Genomic DNA, 18235 nt, shown 5'->3' with positions numbered 1-18235 from the left:
TATCTTAAAAATAATGGTAAAATCAGATCATAAAAACATACCCTTCAACGATGTGACTTTGTCTTTTTTGTTTTGGTCGTTTGTTAAAATTGGTGCAACATCTTTTGGAGGGTTTATGGCTTTAGTATCTGTAGTTCAAAAAGAACTTGTAAAAAAGAAACCTGTTATTGAAGACCATTTACTTTTAGATGCAATATCAATTGCTTCAGTGTTACCGGGACCTATGGCTTTTAATGTTATTGCATATATAGGGTATACATTAAGAGGTTTAAAAGGCGCATTAATTAGTATGCTTGCTATTTTATTACCATCATTTATATTCATGATAATACTATCATATTTATACCTTGAATACGGACAACTTACACTACTTAATAATTTTTTTAAAGGTGTATTACCTGCAGTTTCTGCAATAATTGTAGCCGTGGCATTTAATATGTCTAAAAAGCATATTAAAGATTATAAACAGGTTTTAATTAGTCTTTTAGCAATTGCTGCTATTTTATCTGTAAAATCTGTTTTTATCCCTGTAATAATTATTGCAAGTAGTGGTGTAGTAGGCGTCTTAATTTATAAACATACACTTAAACCAGAACCCATTATAATACCCCTTAAGGTAGAGTATAAACACGCCTTTAAGTACTTTATTCTAGTACTTATTATTATATCGCTATGTATTGGTGTTGTGCTACCATCAGTTACAACAGGAGATGTTTACGACAGTGTTATTATCACCAAAGAGTTAATGATTACTTTTTCTAGTATTAGTGTTACGTTATTTGGTGGCGGTTATGTTATTATCCCAGCTATGCAAGAAATTATTGTTGATGGTTTGCAATGGCTATCCAATAAAGAATTTGTAGACGCAATAGCACTAGGGCAGTTAACGCCAGGTCCTATTTTTATTAGTGCCACATTTATAGGCTATAAAGTAGGGGGATTTATAGGTGCAATCACTGCAACTTTAGCAGTGTTTATCCCTCCCGCATGTATTATGATTCTCTTTTCAGAATTTATAAATAAAATAAAAAACACGCCTATTGTTAAAGCTGCTTTTAAAGGTTTAAGGCCTGCAGTTATAGGCATGATTCTAGCAGCGGCTTATACGATTAGTAAAAGCTATCCAGTGAATTATTTTTCAGTAATTATCTTTTTAATTGTATTAGTAGCATCCATTAATTACAAAATAGATGTCATTTATTTAATTCCTATTTCTGGAATTTCAGGCATACTATTTTATAACTTTTTTTTAGAAATATGATAAAAAATAAAGCCATACAAATTATAGGAACTCAAAGGTCAGGGTCTAATTTATTACGTGTCATGCTAAATCAGATTGAAGCTATTGATGCACCACATCCGCCGCATATACTTCAGCGATTTTATCCATTATTAGCAACATACGGTAATTTAAACATCGAATTAAATTTTTTAAAATTAATAGACGATGTATGTAAATTAATTGAATTTAATCCCGTGCCTTGGCAAGGTTTCACTTTAGATAGAAAAGCGATTAGAAAACAGTGTGAAACAAATACGTTGTTAGAGGTTTTTAAAGTTATATATAATTTAAAAGCCACACACGCTAAGGCAAATTATTGGTGCTGTAAGAGCATGGCAAATATTAATTATATAGATGTTTTAGAAGCTTCAAATATTAAACCTATATATATACACTTGTATAGAGATGGGAGAGATGTAGCACTTTCTTTTAAAAACGCAATTGTTGGCCCTAAACATACTTACCACTTAGCAAAAAAATGGAAAACAGAGCAAGAATTGTGTTTAAAATTAAAACATAGTGTTGCACCTAACCGGTTTTTTTCATTGTGTTATGAAGACCTTATCACAAAACCTAAAGTCGTATTACAAGAACTTTGCACATTTTTAAATATACCGTTTAATACCGCAATGCTTAATTATTACCAGTCAGAAGAGTCTTTAAAAACAGCTGCTTCTGGTAAAATGTGGAAAAATGTATCCCAACCTATTTTAACACATAATTGCAATAAATTTTTAACAGAGATGAAGTCTCCTGATATTTTACTTTTTGAAAGTATTGCAGGAACAACTTTATCACAGTTAAATTATTCTTTATACACAGATGGTTTTTATAAACTCATTACAGAAGATGATATTGAAGCATTTCATCAAGAAAACGAAATTTTAAAACAAACTGTATTGTCTATGGCCAATACTAGAGATATCTCTAGAAAGCAACCACAATTACAATTATTAAAAGAGATACAAAATAGAGGTACGCTTCAGGTAGCAAACATATAAATCATATAAGCATATTAAAAAATGAATATAAAAGTAATAGCAATAGCAATTGTGTTTTTTGTAACGAGTTCAAAAATGATTGCGCAATTAAACTTAATTCCTTATCCCAATACTGTTACTCTTCATAGCGGAGAAGTAACATTTAATACCATAAAAGTTAAGTACGATAACGCTTTAAATAGTGAGTTTAATGAGTTGAGTAAATTTATTAAAACTAAAGGGTTAAAACCAACTACAACTCAGTCTAAAGATTTTAATATAGAGTTAGTTTTAGCAGAACACACTTTAAAAGAAAACGGAAAAGAAGGATATAAATTAGATATAACCGATAAAAAAATAACTATAACTGCCGCAAATCCAGCAGGAATATTTTTCGGAATACAAACTTTAAAACAACTACAATTAGACCGTTCAGCATCAGGTATGTCTTTCCCTCAGGTTTCTATTCAAGATAATCCGAAATTTAAATGGCGTGCATTTATGTTAGACGAATCTAGACATTTTAAAGGCAAAGAAGTTGTTTTCGATATGTTAGATCAAATGGCTCTTTTAAAGATGAATGTTTTTCATTGGCATTTAACAGACGATCAAGGCTGGAGAATAGAAATAAAAAAATACCCTCTATTAACTCAAATTGGGAGTTACAGGAATGATACTCAAATTAATGGAGTTAAAAGTGATAAACGAACAGGAAAACCACATTCAGGATTTTATACACAAGAAGATATAAAAGAAGTTATTGCTTATGCCGCAAAAAAACACATTACCATTATTCCTGAAATAGAAATGCCAGGTCATGCCACGGCTGCGATTGCTGCATATCCTTGGTTAGGAACAGTAGATAAACCAATAGATGTCTCAGTCACTTTTGGAATATTACCAAATATATTTAATGTTACAGATCCTAAAGTAAAAACATTTCTAGAAGATGTATTGCAAGAGGTAATTGATTTGTTCCCTAGTAAAATTGTACATATTGGTGGTGATGAGGTTAAGTTTGATCAATGGAAAGAAAGTGAACAAGTTACTGAATGGATGAAAGATAATAACATTAAATCTTATCCGGATATTCAAATAGCTTTCACTAATAGTATGTCTAAATTTATTGAAAGTAAAGGTTATAGAATGATGGGTTGGAATGATATCTTAGGTGAAAATCTGCATCATTATAATGTAGAGGAAACTAAAAAAGAAAATAACGAAAAATTAGCTCAAAGTGCTATAATTCATTTTTGGAAAGGGAGTCAAGAGTTAATGGTTTCTGCGCTTACAAAAGGTCATGAGGTTGTTAATTCTCAGCACAATTATACGTATCTAGATTATGATTATAATTCCATTTCACTTGAAAAAGCATATAGTTTTTCTCCAATTCCAGAAGGAATTGACAAAAATTTGGAATCTCAAGTTCTAGGGTTAGGTTGCCAAATGTGGAGTGAGTGGGTGCCAACTCAAGAAGATATGTATAGACAAGTATTTCCAAGACTTGCTGCCTATGCAGAAGTAGGATGGACACAGACAGAACAGAAAGATTTTAGAAGATTTCAAACCAATCTTCAAACTGTAAAACAAAACTGGGAAAATACGCCTTATTATACTAAAAACATTAAAAATGATGATTACGTAACTATAACATTTAGTGTGGATATGAATGACTCTCCGTTTTTAAAAGAACTAGAAGGCGGACGCGAAATGTTAACCCTTTCAGGAACTTTTAAAAATGTTAATACAGGAGCAGAAGAATATTGGCACGCAGATAGTGTAAGTTTAACAGATTCTGATTATAATGGAATTTATACAGGAACAAAATTAGTTCCTAAAAACAGCACGCTATCTTTTATATTATTAAAGTCTCCAGATGGCAGTTGGGATAATCATATTAAAATTTTATCTACTCAATCTTGTAAGTATCTAACACCAGAAAAAAATTATAAAATAGATGTGCATTCTAAAGATATGCAGGTTGCTTTTAAAGCTGAAAAATGCTTAGATATTTAAAAAAATAATAACCAGTTCGTACTCGTACCATCTATCTTAATCTTATAATAAACCTATGCAAAACAAAACAGAAGCAATTGCACCAAAACCCCAAACCAATCATATCGCCATAGCTATAATTGCGGGCTTATTTTTCATTTTTGGTTTTGTAACCTGGATTAATGGCGCCTTAATTCCATTTATGAAAACGATAAACGAGCTCACCGATGCGCAATCTTATTTAGTGGCATCAGCCTCATATATTTCATTTGTAGTTATGGCACTTCCAGCTTCCTATATAATAAATAAAGTAGGGTATAAAAAGGGGATGTCATTAGGGTTATTTGTTATGGCTTTTGGAGCTTTAATCTTTATACCCGCAGCCGAAGCCCGTACCTATTGGGTGTTTTTAACAGGTATTTTTATACAAGGTTTAGGGATGACACTCTTACAAACGGCTTCTAATCCTTACATTACTATTTTAGGACCTATAGAAAGTGCAGCCAAGCGTATAGCCATAATGGGAATCGCCAATAAAGTGGCAGGCGCATTAGGCTCTTTAATTTTTGGTGCCTTGTTATTATCTGGTATAGATGGCGTAAAAGATAAACTGGCATTCGTCTCGGAAGCAGAAAAAGAAACATTATTAAATACTATGGCCGATAGTGTTGTTACTCCATATATAGTCATGGCTATTGTGTTATTGGTTTTAGGGTTTTTAATACGAAAAGCACCGCTTCCAAATTTAGAAGAGCCAGAAACACCAGAAGAAACTTCTGCAACAACGGCAGCAAAAACGAGTGTATTTCAGTATCCACATCTATGGTTAGGAGTACTAACCTTGTTTTTTTATGTAGGCGCAGAAGTTATTGCAGGAGATACAATAATATCTTATGGGATTTCACTAGGGTTTTCTTCAGAGGAAGCGAAATTCTTCACTACCTTCACACTCTTGGCTATGGTATTAACCTATGGTTTAGGCGTTGTTTTAATTCCAAAATATTTAAAGCAGCATAAGGCATTAGTTATAAGTGCCATTTTAGGAATCGTATTTAGCTGTTGCATTATATTAACCTCAGGACTAACCTCAGTACTATTTGTGGCAGCCTTAGGTATTTCAAATGCCTTGGTTTGGCCCGCCGTTTGGCCTCTAACCTTAGATGGCTTAGGGAAGTTTACAAAAACGGCATCAGCCTTATTGGTTATGGCTATTTCAGGAGGCGCAGTGATTCCGCCATTATATGGAAAACTGGTTGATCTGAATAACGTATCATTACTATCAGAAGGCTTATCAGAGTCAGAGGCAATCGCACAAGCCGCCACCAGTAGTTATTGGATTTTAATCCCCTGTTATGCATTCATCTTATTTTTTGCAATATGGGGACATAAGTTTAAAAGTTGGAGAAAATCATAGACTGTTTAATAAAAATACAAACACAAAAAATAAAAGATTATGCTAAAAAGTAGTATAGACAAAGCGACAGGATTTGAAAAGCGCTTCGAGAACATCGGGACAGTTGTTTATGAAGATTCAAATTCAGGGTCTAAAGCTGTAGCTAAGGAAATCGCCGAATTAATCCAAGTAAAAGCCTCACAGAAACAGCCTTGTATATTAGGATTAGCCACAGGCTCTTCACCCAAAGGCTTATATGCAGAATTGGTACGTTTACACAAAGAAGAAGGCTTAAGTTTTAAGAATGTAATTTCTTTTAACTTGGATGAATACTATCCTATGGAGCCAGACTCTGTAAACAGTTATGTACGATTTATGAACGAGTTACTGTTTAATCATGTCGATATTTTACCAGAAAACTGTCACATTCCAGATGGAACATTAGACAAAGAAGAGATTGCAGATTATTGCGATGCTTACGAGTCAAAAATAGAAGCTTTAGGCGGAATAGATTTACAAATATTGGGAATTGGAGGAAACGGCCATATTGGTTTTAACGAATCGGGATCACTACAAAACTCAAAAACGCGATTAGTCGCCTTAGACCACATTACCAGAGTTGCAGCCAGCAGCGATTTTTTAGGATTAAACAACACCCCAAGAACAGCCATTACATTAGGTGTTAAAAAGATTATGGAAGCCCAACGCGTCATATTAATGGCTTGGGGCGAAGGGAAATCTAACATTATAAAACAATCTGTAGAAGGTCAAGTAACTAACTTGGTACCAGCTTCTTTTTTACAAGAGCACGATAATGTAACCTTTGTATTAGACAAAGAATCGTCTTCCAAACTAACACGAGTAAACACACCTTGGTTGGTAGAAAAAATAGAATGGACGGATAAGTTAGTAAGAAAGGCTGTATTAGGTTTAGCATTACATTTAAAGAAACCGATTTTAATGTTAACCGATGCCGATTATATAGAAAACGGAATGAGCGATTTATTAGCCGATTCTGGACCAGCCTACGATATAAACATCAAGATTTTTAACAGGTTGCAAAACACCATAACCGGATGGCCTGGAGGAAAACCTAATGCCGATGATTCTAAACGCCCCGAACGCGCAGAGCCAGCTAAGAAACGGGTACTAATATTTAGTCCACATCCAGATGACGATGTAATCAGTATGGGAGGGACCTTTAAACGATTACAAGAACAAGGCCACGAGGTGCATATTGGGTATCAAACCTCAGGAAACATAGCAGTATCGGACGATGAAGCCTTACGATTTGCAGGTTTTGTATGCGATTACAATGCTAAATTTGGCATAGAAAGTACAGAAGCAGAAAACATTTATAAAAAAGCCATAGCGTTTTTAGAGAATAAAAAAGGGAGTGAGATAGACATTCCGGAAGTACGCTATATAAAAGGATTAATACGAAAAGGAGAAGCGCATGCCGCAGCAAAATTTATAGGCTTACCAGATGCTCACATCCATTTTATGGAAATGCCATTCTATGAAACAGGAGCCATAGAAAAGAAACCTTTAGGCGAGGACGATATAGAGATAACGATGGCTTTAATCGATAAGATAAAGCCACATCAAATTTATGCAGCGGGCGATTTAGCCGATCCACATGGGACCCATAAAGTGTGTTTAGACGCCATATTTACAGCCGTAAAAGCCCTAAAACCAAAAAAGTATATGAAAGACTGTTGGGTTTGGTTATACCGAGGGGCATGGCAAGAGTGGAATGTAGATGAGATAGAGATGGCAGTACCAATGAGTCCGGATCAAGTGTTAGAAAAGCGCCATGGAATATTTAAGCATCAATCGCAAAAGGATGGTGTGGTGTTTCAGGGATCAGACAGCAGAGAATTCTGGCAACGTGCAGAAGATAGAAACCGAGAAACTGCAGAGATTTATCATCAATTAGGTTTAGCACATTACGCAGCTATGGAAGCCTTTGTGAGATGGCATTTTTAAAAATAAATCGTAAATTAAAATATTAAATTTTTCAATAAAGGCTTACATTATTCTGTAAGCTTTTATTTTTTACATGCATTTTAGCCATGATAAACTTAGTGTAAAATTTAAAGTAATCTTCTATATTATAGTTAATATAACATCTTCCAATCTAATTATTATTTACATTTGCGTAACCAATTAAAAAGCTATATTTCAATATTAATTTTGTTGAAAATGGAGTTGTTTCAATTTTAAATTAAATGTGTTCAAAATACATTATAAATATAACTCTGGCTTAAAATCTGAGAAATTATATAGAATAGAAAGTGTTTAGTTTAGAAGTTTTTTAAGCGTTTATAAAAGATTTTAAACTGAAAAATTAAAAAAGTCATGCGTAAGATATTACAAATCATTAATACAAATCTAGGGTCTGAAAATGTGATTAAACAAAATTTTTCTGGATCAGTTTATATTCAGAGTGATAATGGTTTAGGTTTAGATGAAAATGAATTTATACCTTTATTAGATAAATTTAACAATGCATTAAAATTATCTGGAGGTATAATTACGCCTAGCGATGATTTTTTGGTGATTTTTAAACATGAATTATCTGAAATTAAGGATGAAAAAACAGTAAAAGTAGAGCATAATTATTACAGATCAACTATTATTTTAGATTCCGGATTAATGGCATTATGCCGTGAAGAGAATACGGCCTCTAACGTATTTAAAGATTCAGCTACATCATTTTCGTGGGATACAATAGATCGAGTAGAGTTATTAGAAAATACTACAGAAGATTCCTTTTATTTTTTTAGGTTTCATGTTAAAAATAACTCAGGTCACCATGATGTAAATATAAATAGATTTGGTACTAGTAATATAGAGGCAGCTAAAAGTATATTAAAAATGTTAAGTGAGATTATAGTGTATAAAAATGCTTATATCGATAAACACGCCGAATTACAATCTACTATTGAAAGATTATTTAATGAAGAAGATTATGAGTCTGGAGTAAATGCTTTAGATGAGTTTAGTAAGTATTATAATATAAATGATTTAGATTTAGACGATTCTTCTTTTTATTATTTCAATAAAACTTTTGGTTTACGAAGTATGGGAAGGTTAGACGACGCTTTAGATACTATTAATAATTATATTAATTTATATAAAGAACGCGGAGAAATCGAATCTTATACTTATGAGTTAAAAGGAGAACTATTATTCAAACAAAAAAAATATATTCCGGCTATAAATTGCTTTGCAATTAGCGAAGAAAACTATGAAAATCAAGGTTATAAAAAAGGAGTAAAAACAAAGAAAGAAGAAGTTTACACCAAACTAAAAAAGAAGTTTTTAAAAATTCCTTATCAAGAAAGAAAACTTGTTTTTGTATCTGAAGATATTTATGCCACAACGTCTAATGATATTGTAGTACTTAAGAAAAATAGTTTACCAATTTCAATTAATTTTTTAGAGGGACACCCACGTAATAACGAGGTTTACATTTGCCATCCATTTAAACAGGATTTATATTTACCGTTACGCAGCTATACAGAAATTTTATTTTTAGAACGTGTAGAAGAATTTATTTATTTAGTACAAGGTTTAGGAGCTACTCAGTTAGAATTAACAACAGGTCCTAACGACGATGGAACTATAAAAATACAAAACCAACAATACGATTTTAATCCAACACAAGCGCCAATACTTCCTAATAGTTTGGTTTGGTATCATTCAGATGTAAATTGGCAAAAATTGGTCGATTTACGAATGTATACAGGAATTATATCACACTCAGAGCTTATTTCTAGTATAGCAACTTCACAAATGTCTTCAGACGATTTAAAAAAGCTAAATGAAGAATTAAAATTAGTTTTACCTAAAGCAGGAGAGAAGTTTAATAAAAAATCATCTTTTAATAAAACGTCTTTTAAAACTATAGAATGGATATTTAAAATACATTTTGAAGCGCTTGATAAGTTGCCAAGTTCGAAAGAAAAGTTAGAAAACCCAACACCAATTAATTCTAATTTAAAAGATAATGATTATAAAATCAATCTTGAAAAATATAAAGAAGAAGTATTGTTTATGATTGAGGATGATGGGATAATAGATGTATCTGAACGTAAGATTTTAAATCGAAAAATAAAAAAATTAGGCATTACAAAAGCAGATGCATTAGCAATTGAAGACGAGGTATTGTTATCTAACTATTCTGAAAACGAGAAATTATATATAGAAGAGTTAAAAGATATTGTTGAAGATGGTAAAATATCTGATAAAGAGCGTAAAATTCTTAATAGATACGCTTTAAAATTTAAGGTAAGCACTAAAAGACAAAAGGAGATTGATTCTAAATATTTAGACTAATATTTTATAAATATATTTTTGTCATTAAAAGTTTTAAATTATTATTAGGTTTTATTGACAGTGTTTTTATTGAAAAAGGTTATTTGGCAATACGTAACGCATCTGCAAAGGCATTATCAAAATCACTATCTTCAACAGCTTTAGCCGCTTTCTCTACATCATATGTAACACGTTTAAAAGTTACATCTAGAATTTCTGAGTTTGAAGCGGTATCTTGATTAAGGGTAACAATGGCATAACAAAGTCTTGCATCTCCATCTTTAGGTTTTCCTACAGAACCAATATTTATAACATGTTTAAATGTTTTGTTATTTTTTATAACACGATGAAAAGGTTTATGCGTATGTCCGCATAAAAGAACGTCTGCTTGCTGTGCATGCATCATATCTAAAACGTCTTGCTCTGGATAGTCTACAACCATATAATCGTTTATGGCTTTCATACTTCCATGCGTCATTAATACATTAAACGGTTTATTATTTGTTTGGAAACAGAGGTTTAAGTGTCTTGGTAAATTAATTAAATACTTTCTGTTGGATTCTGTTATTAGGGTTCTAGTTAAGCCTTTATTAGATGGTTTGTCTTCTTTTACAGCAGGTTTTAACAAAGCTTCATCATGGTTTCCCATAATAGTAGGAATATGTCGTTTTCTTATGGTTTCAACCACTTCGTTTGGCCAAACATTATAACCTACTAAATCTCCTAGGCAATAAATGGCATCAACTTGTTCTGTTTCAACGTCTTTAAAAAAAGATTCTAAAGCCGGTAAATTAGCATGTATATCTGAAAAGAAAGCAATTTTCATACTATAAAGTTTGTGTTAATACAAGTTATTTCATGAAATTCAAATGTAAAATTATCAATCTAAAGATTTAAATAAAATGACAGTTATTTTTTGTAGTAAACATTGTATTATGAACGTAAGTTCATTACTTTTGTATTAAAGTAATTATTATGCCACGTCCAAGAAAAAAAAGGAAAGTAAATCATCCTCCAAAAATGCAAGGTTTTAAACCTTTTGGTATTTCATTTTGTGATTCAGATCAAATTATAATGAAATATGAGGAGTTTGAAACCATTAAACTGGTGATTTACGATGCCTTACCTCAAGAGACTGCAGCAGATAAAATGGAAGTGTCAAGACCTACATTAACGCGTATCTATAATAGTGCATTGCAAAAAGTAGGACAAGCTTTTGTTGAAGGCAAATCTATTATTATAGATGGTGGAACGTTTGAATTTAATAAAGATTGGTTTAAATGTAAACGTTGTTTTAAATTAATAGATAGTGATGAAGACACATCTAAATGTGGGGATTGTCCACCCTTAGATCAAGAAGAGTTGATAAATTTAAACATATAATTATGCCAAGTTTAGATGGAACGGGCCCTGAAGGTTTAGGAACTAAAACAGGAATGCAATTGGGATTATGTAAAAAGGGTATTTCTGATGGCCAGTCTGTCTCAGGGCACAGACCGTATTGTCAAGGCAGACGAAAAAAGTTAAACACAGACAAGATAGTACGATTAAAATCTTAAGATATGAGAAAGATTGCCATACCTATAACAGAAGATAATAAATTAGCGCATCATTTTGGAAGAAGCAAGTTTTACGAAATCTATGTGTTTTCAAATCAGAATGAGGTTTTAGACATCCAACTTTTAGAAGCTAATTACAAAAGAGCTTGTAAATCTGATATTTTCAATGTTTTAGCCAAAATGGGAGTACGTTATTTACTTTCCGACCGTATAGGAGATCAAGCCTCTAAAAAATGTGATGAAGTTGGTATAAAAGTTGTTTCTGGATGCTCTGGAAATTCTTCAGGTGTTGTACTAACATTTTTAGAATATAAGTGTTAGAAAATATACGAATTGTAAGGAAGAAATGATTAGATCTAAAACGTGTTAAAATCAAGATATGTTAAACAAAACTTTTAAATTATCTATTCATAAATTAAAATTTTAATGTGAAAGTTATTTCGTAAGTTAGATTATAATAATATGTGTTAAACTTAATGTAAAAGTTGTCTTTTACTTAAAAAAGAATACAAATCAACATAAATTGAAAAAAAATTAAAATAAATCAGTGACTTATATGAAAATTATACTTCATATTGTAACACGTTTTCTATTTTTGTTGCTTTTTTTAAGAAGTGTTAAGTATTGAAAAATAAAATATAACAAAACCCCAGAATATATACAGATTAATAACATCTACAAACTAATTTTATAAGTGCATAACGTTGTATAAACGTTCTAAATTAAAACCTATGACTAATAACATACTGATAGAAAATCAATATAAAAGAACAAGCTTATTTGAAAAAGAAAATGTGAACTACTTAGTTCGTGTTTTAAAACGATTTAATACAGTGCCAAAAATTAATAATATAAATATTATCACCTCTAATAAAGAGTCTGATGTATTTAAAATTATACCAAATAAAGCCATTATAATTGGTACTTCTTTTTTAAATAAACCTGTTTTAGCATTAGTCTATTTAAGATATGGTATAGAATGGCAATTGTGGTACAAAGCTTTAGGAGAAAATAAAGAAGATACACTTTTATGTGATATTGCTGCACTTAAAGTAACAAGTATATTTTACAAGCTATTACCTAAAGATGATAAAGAAAAATTAGAACCTTTAAGTTTTACATTATTAGATTTTATTAAGAGTGAAGCAGATATAGATACAACTTCTACGTCTAAATATAGTCCATTACAAACTATTCACGGGTTAGAGAATACAAGTATAACATTTAAACCTTCTTGGACGCCAATTGTAGAAAATTTAGCGATGCCAACAGAGTATTTATTAATGTCTGGCGGAGATTTAAGGTTAAATATTGATGAAGTAGGTTTACTTAATAAATATGGTTGTCGTCCATTTCCTAGACCAGAAGCCTTCACTTTCGCATCGTCTACAGCTACAAGTGTGTCTAATTTTGCTTTTGACAAAACAGATAAAGTAAGAAACATACTAATTGGTAACAGTTTAAAATATGGTTTTGAAAAAACGACCTTAGATTTTGCGGAATTACTTAAAAATAATTTAAGAAAAATATTTAAGTTATATGATGGCTGTGAAATAATCTTTTCACCATCTGGGACAGATTCTTCGCTTCAATTGGCAGGTATAACACAAATTACAACAGCTAAAGAAATTACACACGTTTTGGTCGCATCAGACGAAACGGGTAGTGGCGTTCCGGGAGCATTAAAGGGATGTCATTTTGAGAATACTACGGCTTTAAATATTCCTATTAAAAAAGGAGATAATATTGAAGGATTTAGAGATGTAGATGTTATTAAAATAACTTTTAGAGATGAGAATGGTGCACTAAAATCAACTGAAGCTTTAGATCAGGAAGTGTATAAAGCTGTTTCCGAAAATCATAAATTAGGCAGACACGTAGTGCTACACACTATGGATCAGTCTAAATTAGGGTATCAATCTCCAAGTGATGAATTAATACAGAAATTAAATGCTTTAGAAGGTCTATCTATGCAAATTATAGTAGATGCTTCGCAGTTACGATTAGACCCTAAAGACGTTAAAAACTATTTAAACAAAGGATACATTGTAACCATTACAGGAAGTAAATATTTTACTGGCCCTCCATATTCAGGAGCTTTAATTTTTCCTAAAGAAGTAAGCGATGCAATACATGCTGTTAAAACCAAATTGCCAGTTGGTTTAACTCAATATTACAATCATTCAGACTGGCCAACATCTTGGTTTTGTGCTGCAGATTTACCTAGCGGATTTAATTACGGATCTTATATGCGTTGGAACGCTGCCATGGTAGAAATGGATAGATATTTTAAAACTCCTGTATTGTATAGAAATATGGGAATTGAAATGTTTTGTAATTTTGTAGAAGATTCTATAAAAGAAGCGAGCTTCTTGCAACCTATATATGGCAACGAGTCTAAATCTAAAAGTTATGATAACGAAGAGTTTGGAATTAGAAATATCCGTACCATTTTTCCTTTCTTTATATTAAAAGATAATGAGCCTTTACCTATAGATAAGGTTAAAAAATTATATACACTATTAAACTCAGATTTATCTGAACAGTTTAAAGATTCGCCTTTAGAAACTATTGGACTTGCAGCACAAAAATGCCATATTGGTCAAGCTGTAAATGTAAAATATGCTAATAATATACCGAGTGCAATTTTAAGAATTAGTTTGGGAGCTCGTGTGATTTCAGAAAGTTGGGTGAATCGAGATATTAGTTTGTATTTCAGAAATATTGAAATTCAAATGAGTCAAATCACTGTAATCATTAAGAAAATTGAATTAATTTTAAGTCAGCCTGATTTACTAGATTAAACTCATTAATATTATTAAAATAAATATAAACCTCAATTACATTAAATATAAAGTGTAATTGAGGTTTTTAATTTAAAATCTAGTACAATAAATTTTATATATTATAACTTATTTTAAAGCCACTGTACCAATTTCGTGGTTGTCCAGGGTAATAATATCTTGGTTCTGAATCTCCAAACCCAACAGCATTTATTAATACAGAAGATGCGTAGTCTTTATTTGAAATATTATTTATACCAGCATTAACTTCTATAGTAAAATGTGATGTTATAGTATTTTTATAGGCTAGTTTGGCGTTTAAAATTGTATACTCTTCAGAATAAAGCGTATTAGCATCATTTAAAGGCATGTCTCCTACATATAAAAAATTAGTGTTTAAATTAAAGTTTTTGTATCCTAACTGTAATCCTCCATTAAATTTATGGTCTGGAACACCAGTAAGTTCATTACCCGAATAATCGGTTTCATTATCTACAAATTCTATAAATTTATGATCAGTAATTTCTGCATTTATGTACGGTGCTAAAACAAAACCCGAATTAAACATTTCTGTATAAGAAGCAGAAAGTTCAATTCCTTTGTGCTCTGTATTACCAGCATTTCTTCCAATATATTGATCTTCGCCAACACGATCTGCAACAAGTAAATTGTCTATATCTAATAGGTAGGCAGACAGTTGTATGTGTAACTTACTCTGAACGAGGAAGAGTTCGCTCCCAATTTCATAATTAATTCCGGTTTCTGGTCCTAATTCGGGATTAATTACTCCTTCGGGTGTAAGAGTCTCTTCTATAGACGGGTAATTAAATCCTTTACTTACATTTGCATAAGCACTTATATTAGGAACAAATTGATAGACAATATTTAAATTTGGAGCCACAATAGGATCGAAATTTCTGTCTGCATCTTTATTGTTTTCTCCCGTTTTAAATGCATCAGTAAACTCGTAATTGGTAGCATTTATATTAAGCCCGATTTGAGCTTTTAACTTATTTGTAATAGGTAATGTGGTTGTAGCAAAAACATTAAGATTTTGTCTGTTTTCAATATTGTCACTAAGTAAATTACCTTCTAAACTACCGTTTCCATTATTGTTTTCGTATAAATTTTCAATAGTTTTCCAATTGTATTCATCTGTATATATCTCACCACCAAAACTAAGATTAGCATTTTGGTTTAAAAATTTAAAATCTTTAGCAAAAAGTGTTCTAGCCCCATATCCATTAGTAAATTCATCTAAAATATTAAAGGGTCTAGGTTCGTAATGGTCTAAATAACTATAAAATACAGCTGTGGTATTACTAAAGTTGTCGGAAAAACGATGCGTATAATTTAAACCTATTAAAACTTGTTTATTGTCTTCGTAACCTTGAGCAGCATCCCAAGTATATGCTGCTTGAGAAGGGTCTTCATGAAATGCCGTTTGACCAATAGAACTTGGAATTTCTGCAAAATAATCGGTGTAATTTATTAAGAATCCAAGTTCATTTTTTTCGTTAAATTTATAATTTGTTGTTAATAATGCAGTATGTCTCTTATAATTACTATTATCTCGAAATCCATCAGATTTTAGATGATCGTAATTGAAATTAATAGCGAGTTTATTAGATGTTGTCGCTAATGAAACATTATTTTTTAACAATCCAAAACTTCCAACTGTCAGGTTTGTTTTTAAAAATGTTTCGCCTTCTAAAGCTTGTTTGGAATTAAGTAATAATGTGCCTCCCAAATTAGTACCATATTGCGTTGCTTTAGGGCCTTTAACAATTTCTAAATTTGCTATATCTTCAGGGTCAAAAGCATCAATAGCTGTTTCTCCGGTTCCGTTAGTGATGGGAATACCGTTAAAGTAAGCTCTTATTTTATTTGTGCCATAAAGCGTCCTAGAACCTACACCACGAATTACAATTCTATTGGTATTTAATGCACCACTTTGTATAAATACGCCAGGCGTTTCGTTTATACTAGAAACCAAATCGATAGGGCTATAAGTGTCAATTTTTTGAGACGATATCTTTGTTGTGGGTACAATAACTTTACTCTCTTTTTGATAGCTAGATGAAATGATTACGGCATCTAAATCTTGAGTTTGTTCTAATGCTAAAAGTTTAAATATACTTTTATTCGTTTTTAAAGTAACAGATTTTATATAATAATCGGGATGACTAATTTTTAATTTTATAGGTAATTTTAAGTTCTCTGGGAGTTTAAAAACACCATTAGCATTTGTTTCTGAAATCGTTGTATTATTATAAATTATAAATGCATTTGCAATGGGGTGTTCTGATACATTTAATATTGAACCACTAATTTGTTGTGCTAGCAAAGAATTGAAGGATGCTAAAAAACTAAATACAATTATGGTTTTAAAGTGTATACTTCTCATAAATATATGAATTATGTTTTATAATTTTTATTTAGTATAGCTCACTTTCCAAACCGTATTCCCGGCATCGTCATTAACTAATAAGTCTCCTTGTGGTGTTACAGTGACACAAACAGGTCTGCCGTAAACTTTAGTATCGTCGTCCTCTGCAATAAAACCAGTAAGAAAATCTTGAGGTTCACCATTAGGTTTACCGTCTTTAAAAGGAATATATACCACACGGTAACCAGAAAGTACAGATCTGTTCCAAGACCCGTGTTGACCTACAAATGCGCCATTTTTATAGATGTCAGGGAAACTGTCTTTATCATAAAATGTTAATCCTAAAGAAGCTGTATGCGATCCTACCGAGACGTCAGGAATAATAGTTTTTGCAACAAGATCTGGTGCTTTTCCTTTCTGTCTTGGATCTTCAATTTGTCCGTAGTAAGCATAAGGCCAACCGTAAAAACCACCTTCTTTTACGCTTGTAACATAATCTGGTACTAGGTTGTCCCCAATTTCATCACGTTCATTAACAGCGGTCCAAAGTTCGCCATTAACAGGATTCCAGTCCATACCTACAGGATTTCTTAATCCGCTAGCATAAATTTTTTCATTAGTACCATCTAAATCTACTTCTAGAATATTGGCTCTACGTTTTTCTTCATCCATGCCATATTCACCAACATTACTTGCAGAACCTACAGAAATGTAAATTTTATCTTGAGCTTTATTAGTAATAATATTTCTTGTCCAATGATTATTATAACCGCCAGCAGGTAGGTCGACTATTTTTTTACCTTTTTCTGGATTTAATTTTGTTTGTCCAACGTTATATGGATATTTATAAAGCCCATCTGTATTGGCAACATAAAAATAGTTGTCTATGATTAACATGCCTAGTGGTTGTTTTAAATCGTCTAAAAATGTTTCTCTTAATTCTATTTTACCATCATTATTTTTATCTCTTAATAGAGTGATTAAACCAGCGCTGTTTTTGGTGTTAGCTTCGCAAATAAACATGTCGCCGTTAGGTCCTATATAGGTCCATCTTGGGTTTTTAAATCCATCTGCTAGTTTGGTTACAGTAAATCCTTCAGGAGCTAGTGGCATTTTCCCTTCAGGCCAATCTACTAACGTATGTTCTTTTCTAACAGATTCTGTAGCATAAGGCTTAGGTAAAATTAGTGGCCCAATAGCAGTTTGTACAGTATCTGCAGGTTTGTTTGATATAATTTCTTTTTGAGTATCGGATACTTCCATTTCTTTTTCTTCTTTGGTTTTGCAGGCAAAGAAGCATGTTACAATAAAAAGGAGTAATAAGGGTTTTTGTAAGGTCATAATTATAGCTTTTTTTTGAAAATAAAGCTTTCATTTACAGATTTTTAACTCAATCGATTTTTTAAAATAATTTTAACATTCTGTATTGTAGTTTGTTTGTTATTAATGCGTTGGAGTTAAAACACAAACATCCTTGTCAATTTTAAATTGACAAGGATGTTTTATGGTTTTTTAAGCTTAGAGACTTAAG

General features: G+C 31.6%; 13 protein-coding genes. 10 read left to right on the top strand and 3 right to left on the bottom strand.

The features are described 5' to 3' along the window. Positions 1–13 precede the first annotated feature (13 nt). From chrA to FNB79_RS14720, 6 genes are all read left to right on the top strand, one after another. Positions 14–1261, top strand: coding sequence for a chromate efflux transporter (gene chrA / locus FNB79_RS14745; RefSeq protein ID WP_143382085.1), 1248 nt, complete (start codon positions 14–16; stop codon positions 1259–1261). Beyond that, the gene (locus FNB79_RS14740; RefSeq protein ID WP_143382084.1) at positions 1258–2283 is read left to right on the top strand and encodes a sulfotransferase family protein; all 1026 of its coding nucleotides are present in this window, start codon (positions 1258–1260) and stop codon (positions 2281–2283) included. Before chrA ends, FNB79_RS14740 begins: the two co-directional genes overlap by 4 nt. 21 nt (positions 2284–2304) lie before the next feature. Then, positions 2305–4278, top strand: coding sequence for a beta-N-acetylhexosaminidase (locus FNB79_RS14735; protein ID WP_143382083.1), 1974 nt, complete (start codon positions 2305–2307; stop codon positions 4276–4278). A 55-nt stretch (positions 4279–4333) separates the two neighbouring features. After that, the gene (locus FNB79_RS14730; RefSeq protein WP_143382082.1) at positions 4334–5671 is read left to right on the top strand and encodes a sugar MFS transporter; all 1338 of its coding nucleotides are present in this window, start codon (positions 4334–4336) and stop codon (positions 5669–5671) included. Between the two features lie 39 nt (positions 5672–5710). Continuing rightward, positions 5711–7639, top strand: coding sequence for a glucosamine-6-phosphate deaminase (gene nagB / locus FNB79_RS14725; protein ID WP_143382081.1), 1929 nt, complete (start codon positions 5711–5713; stop codon positions 7637–7639). Between the two features lie 372 nt (positions 7640–8011). After that, positions 8012–9994 (top strand): hypothetical protein, encoded by a 1983-nt coding sequence (locus tag FNB79_RS14720; protein WP_143382080.1) that lies wholly within the window; start codon positions 8012–8014, stop codon positions 9992–9994. A gap of 79 nt (positions 9995–10073) precedes the next feature. Here FNB79_RS14720 and FNB79_RS14715 read toward each other — a convergent pair whose 3' ends face one another. Further along, complete coding sequence (locus FNB79_RS14715) at positions 10074–10799, bottom strand: metallophosphoesterase family protein (protein ID WP_143382079.1); 726 nt, start codon at positions 10797–10799, stop codon at positions 10074–10076. Positions 10800–10948: 149 nt separating this feature from the next. On the opposite strand from FNB79_RS14715, the gene FNB79_RS14710 reads away from it, so the two are divergent. The 4 genes from FNB79_RS14710 (at position 10949) to FNB79_RS14700 (ending at position 14336) form a co-directional block, all read left to right on the top strand. Beyond that, positions 10949–11356, top strand: a complete 408-nt coding sequence (locus tag FNB79_RS14710; RefSeq protein WP_143382078.1) for a DUF134 domain-containing protein — start codon at positions 10949–10951, stop codon at positions 11354–11356. A gap of 2 nt (positions 11357–11358) precedes the next feature. Beyond that, positions 11359–11532, top strand: a complete 174-nt coding sequence (locus FNB79_RS17285) for a DUF5320 domain-containing protein (protein WP_185967783.1) — start codon at positions 11359–11361, stop codon at positions 11530–11532. A gap of 3 nt (positions 11533–11535) precedes the next feature. After that, positions 11536–11853, top strand: coding sequence for a NifB/NifX family molybdenum-iron cluster-binding protein (locus FNB79_RS14705; RefSeq protein WP_143382077.1), 318 nt, complete (start codon positions 11536–11538; stop codon positions 11851–11853). Between the two features lie 410 nt (positions 11854–12263). Then, positions 12264–14336: a hypothetical protein gene (locus tag FNB79_RS14700; RefSeq protein WP_143382076.1), complete on the top strand. Its 2073-nt coding sequence runs from the start codon at positions 12264–12266 to the stop codon at positions 14334–14336. Between the two features lie 94 nt (positions 14337–14430). On the opposite strand, the gene FNB79_RS14695 is transcribed toward FNB79_RS14700, so the two are convergent. Next, complete coding sequence (locus tag FNB79_RS14695; RefSeq protein ID WP_143382075.1) at positions 14431–16722, bottom strand: TonB-dependent receptor; 2292 nt, start codon at positions 16720–16722, stop codon at positions 14431–14433. Between the two features lie 27 nt (positions 16723–16749). Next, positions 16750–18045, bottom strand: coding sequence for a PQQ-dependent sugar dehydrogenase (locus FNB79_RS14690; protein ID WP_143382074.1), 1296 nt, complete (start codon positions 18043–18045; stop codon positions 16750–16752). Positions 18046–18235 lie beyond the last annotated feature (190 nt).

Origin of the sequence: Formosa sediminum (assembly GCF_007197735.1) — a bacterium.
Classification (GTDB): Bacteria; Bacteroidota; Bacteroidia; order Flavobacteriales; family Flavobacteriaceae; genus Formosa; species Formosa sediminum.
The sequence above is the reverse complement of the archived record's forward strand: the minus strand, read 5'-3'. Positions and strand labels throughout refer to the sequence as shown.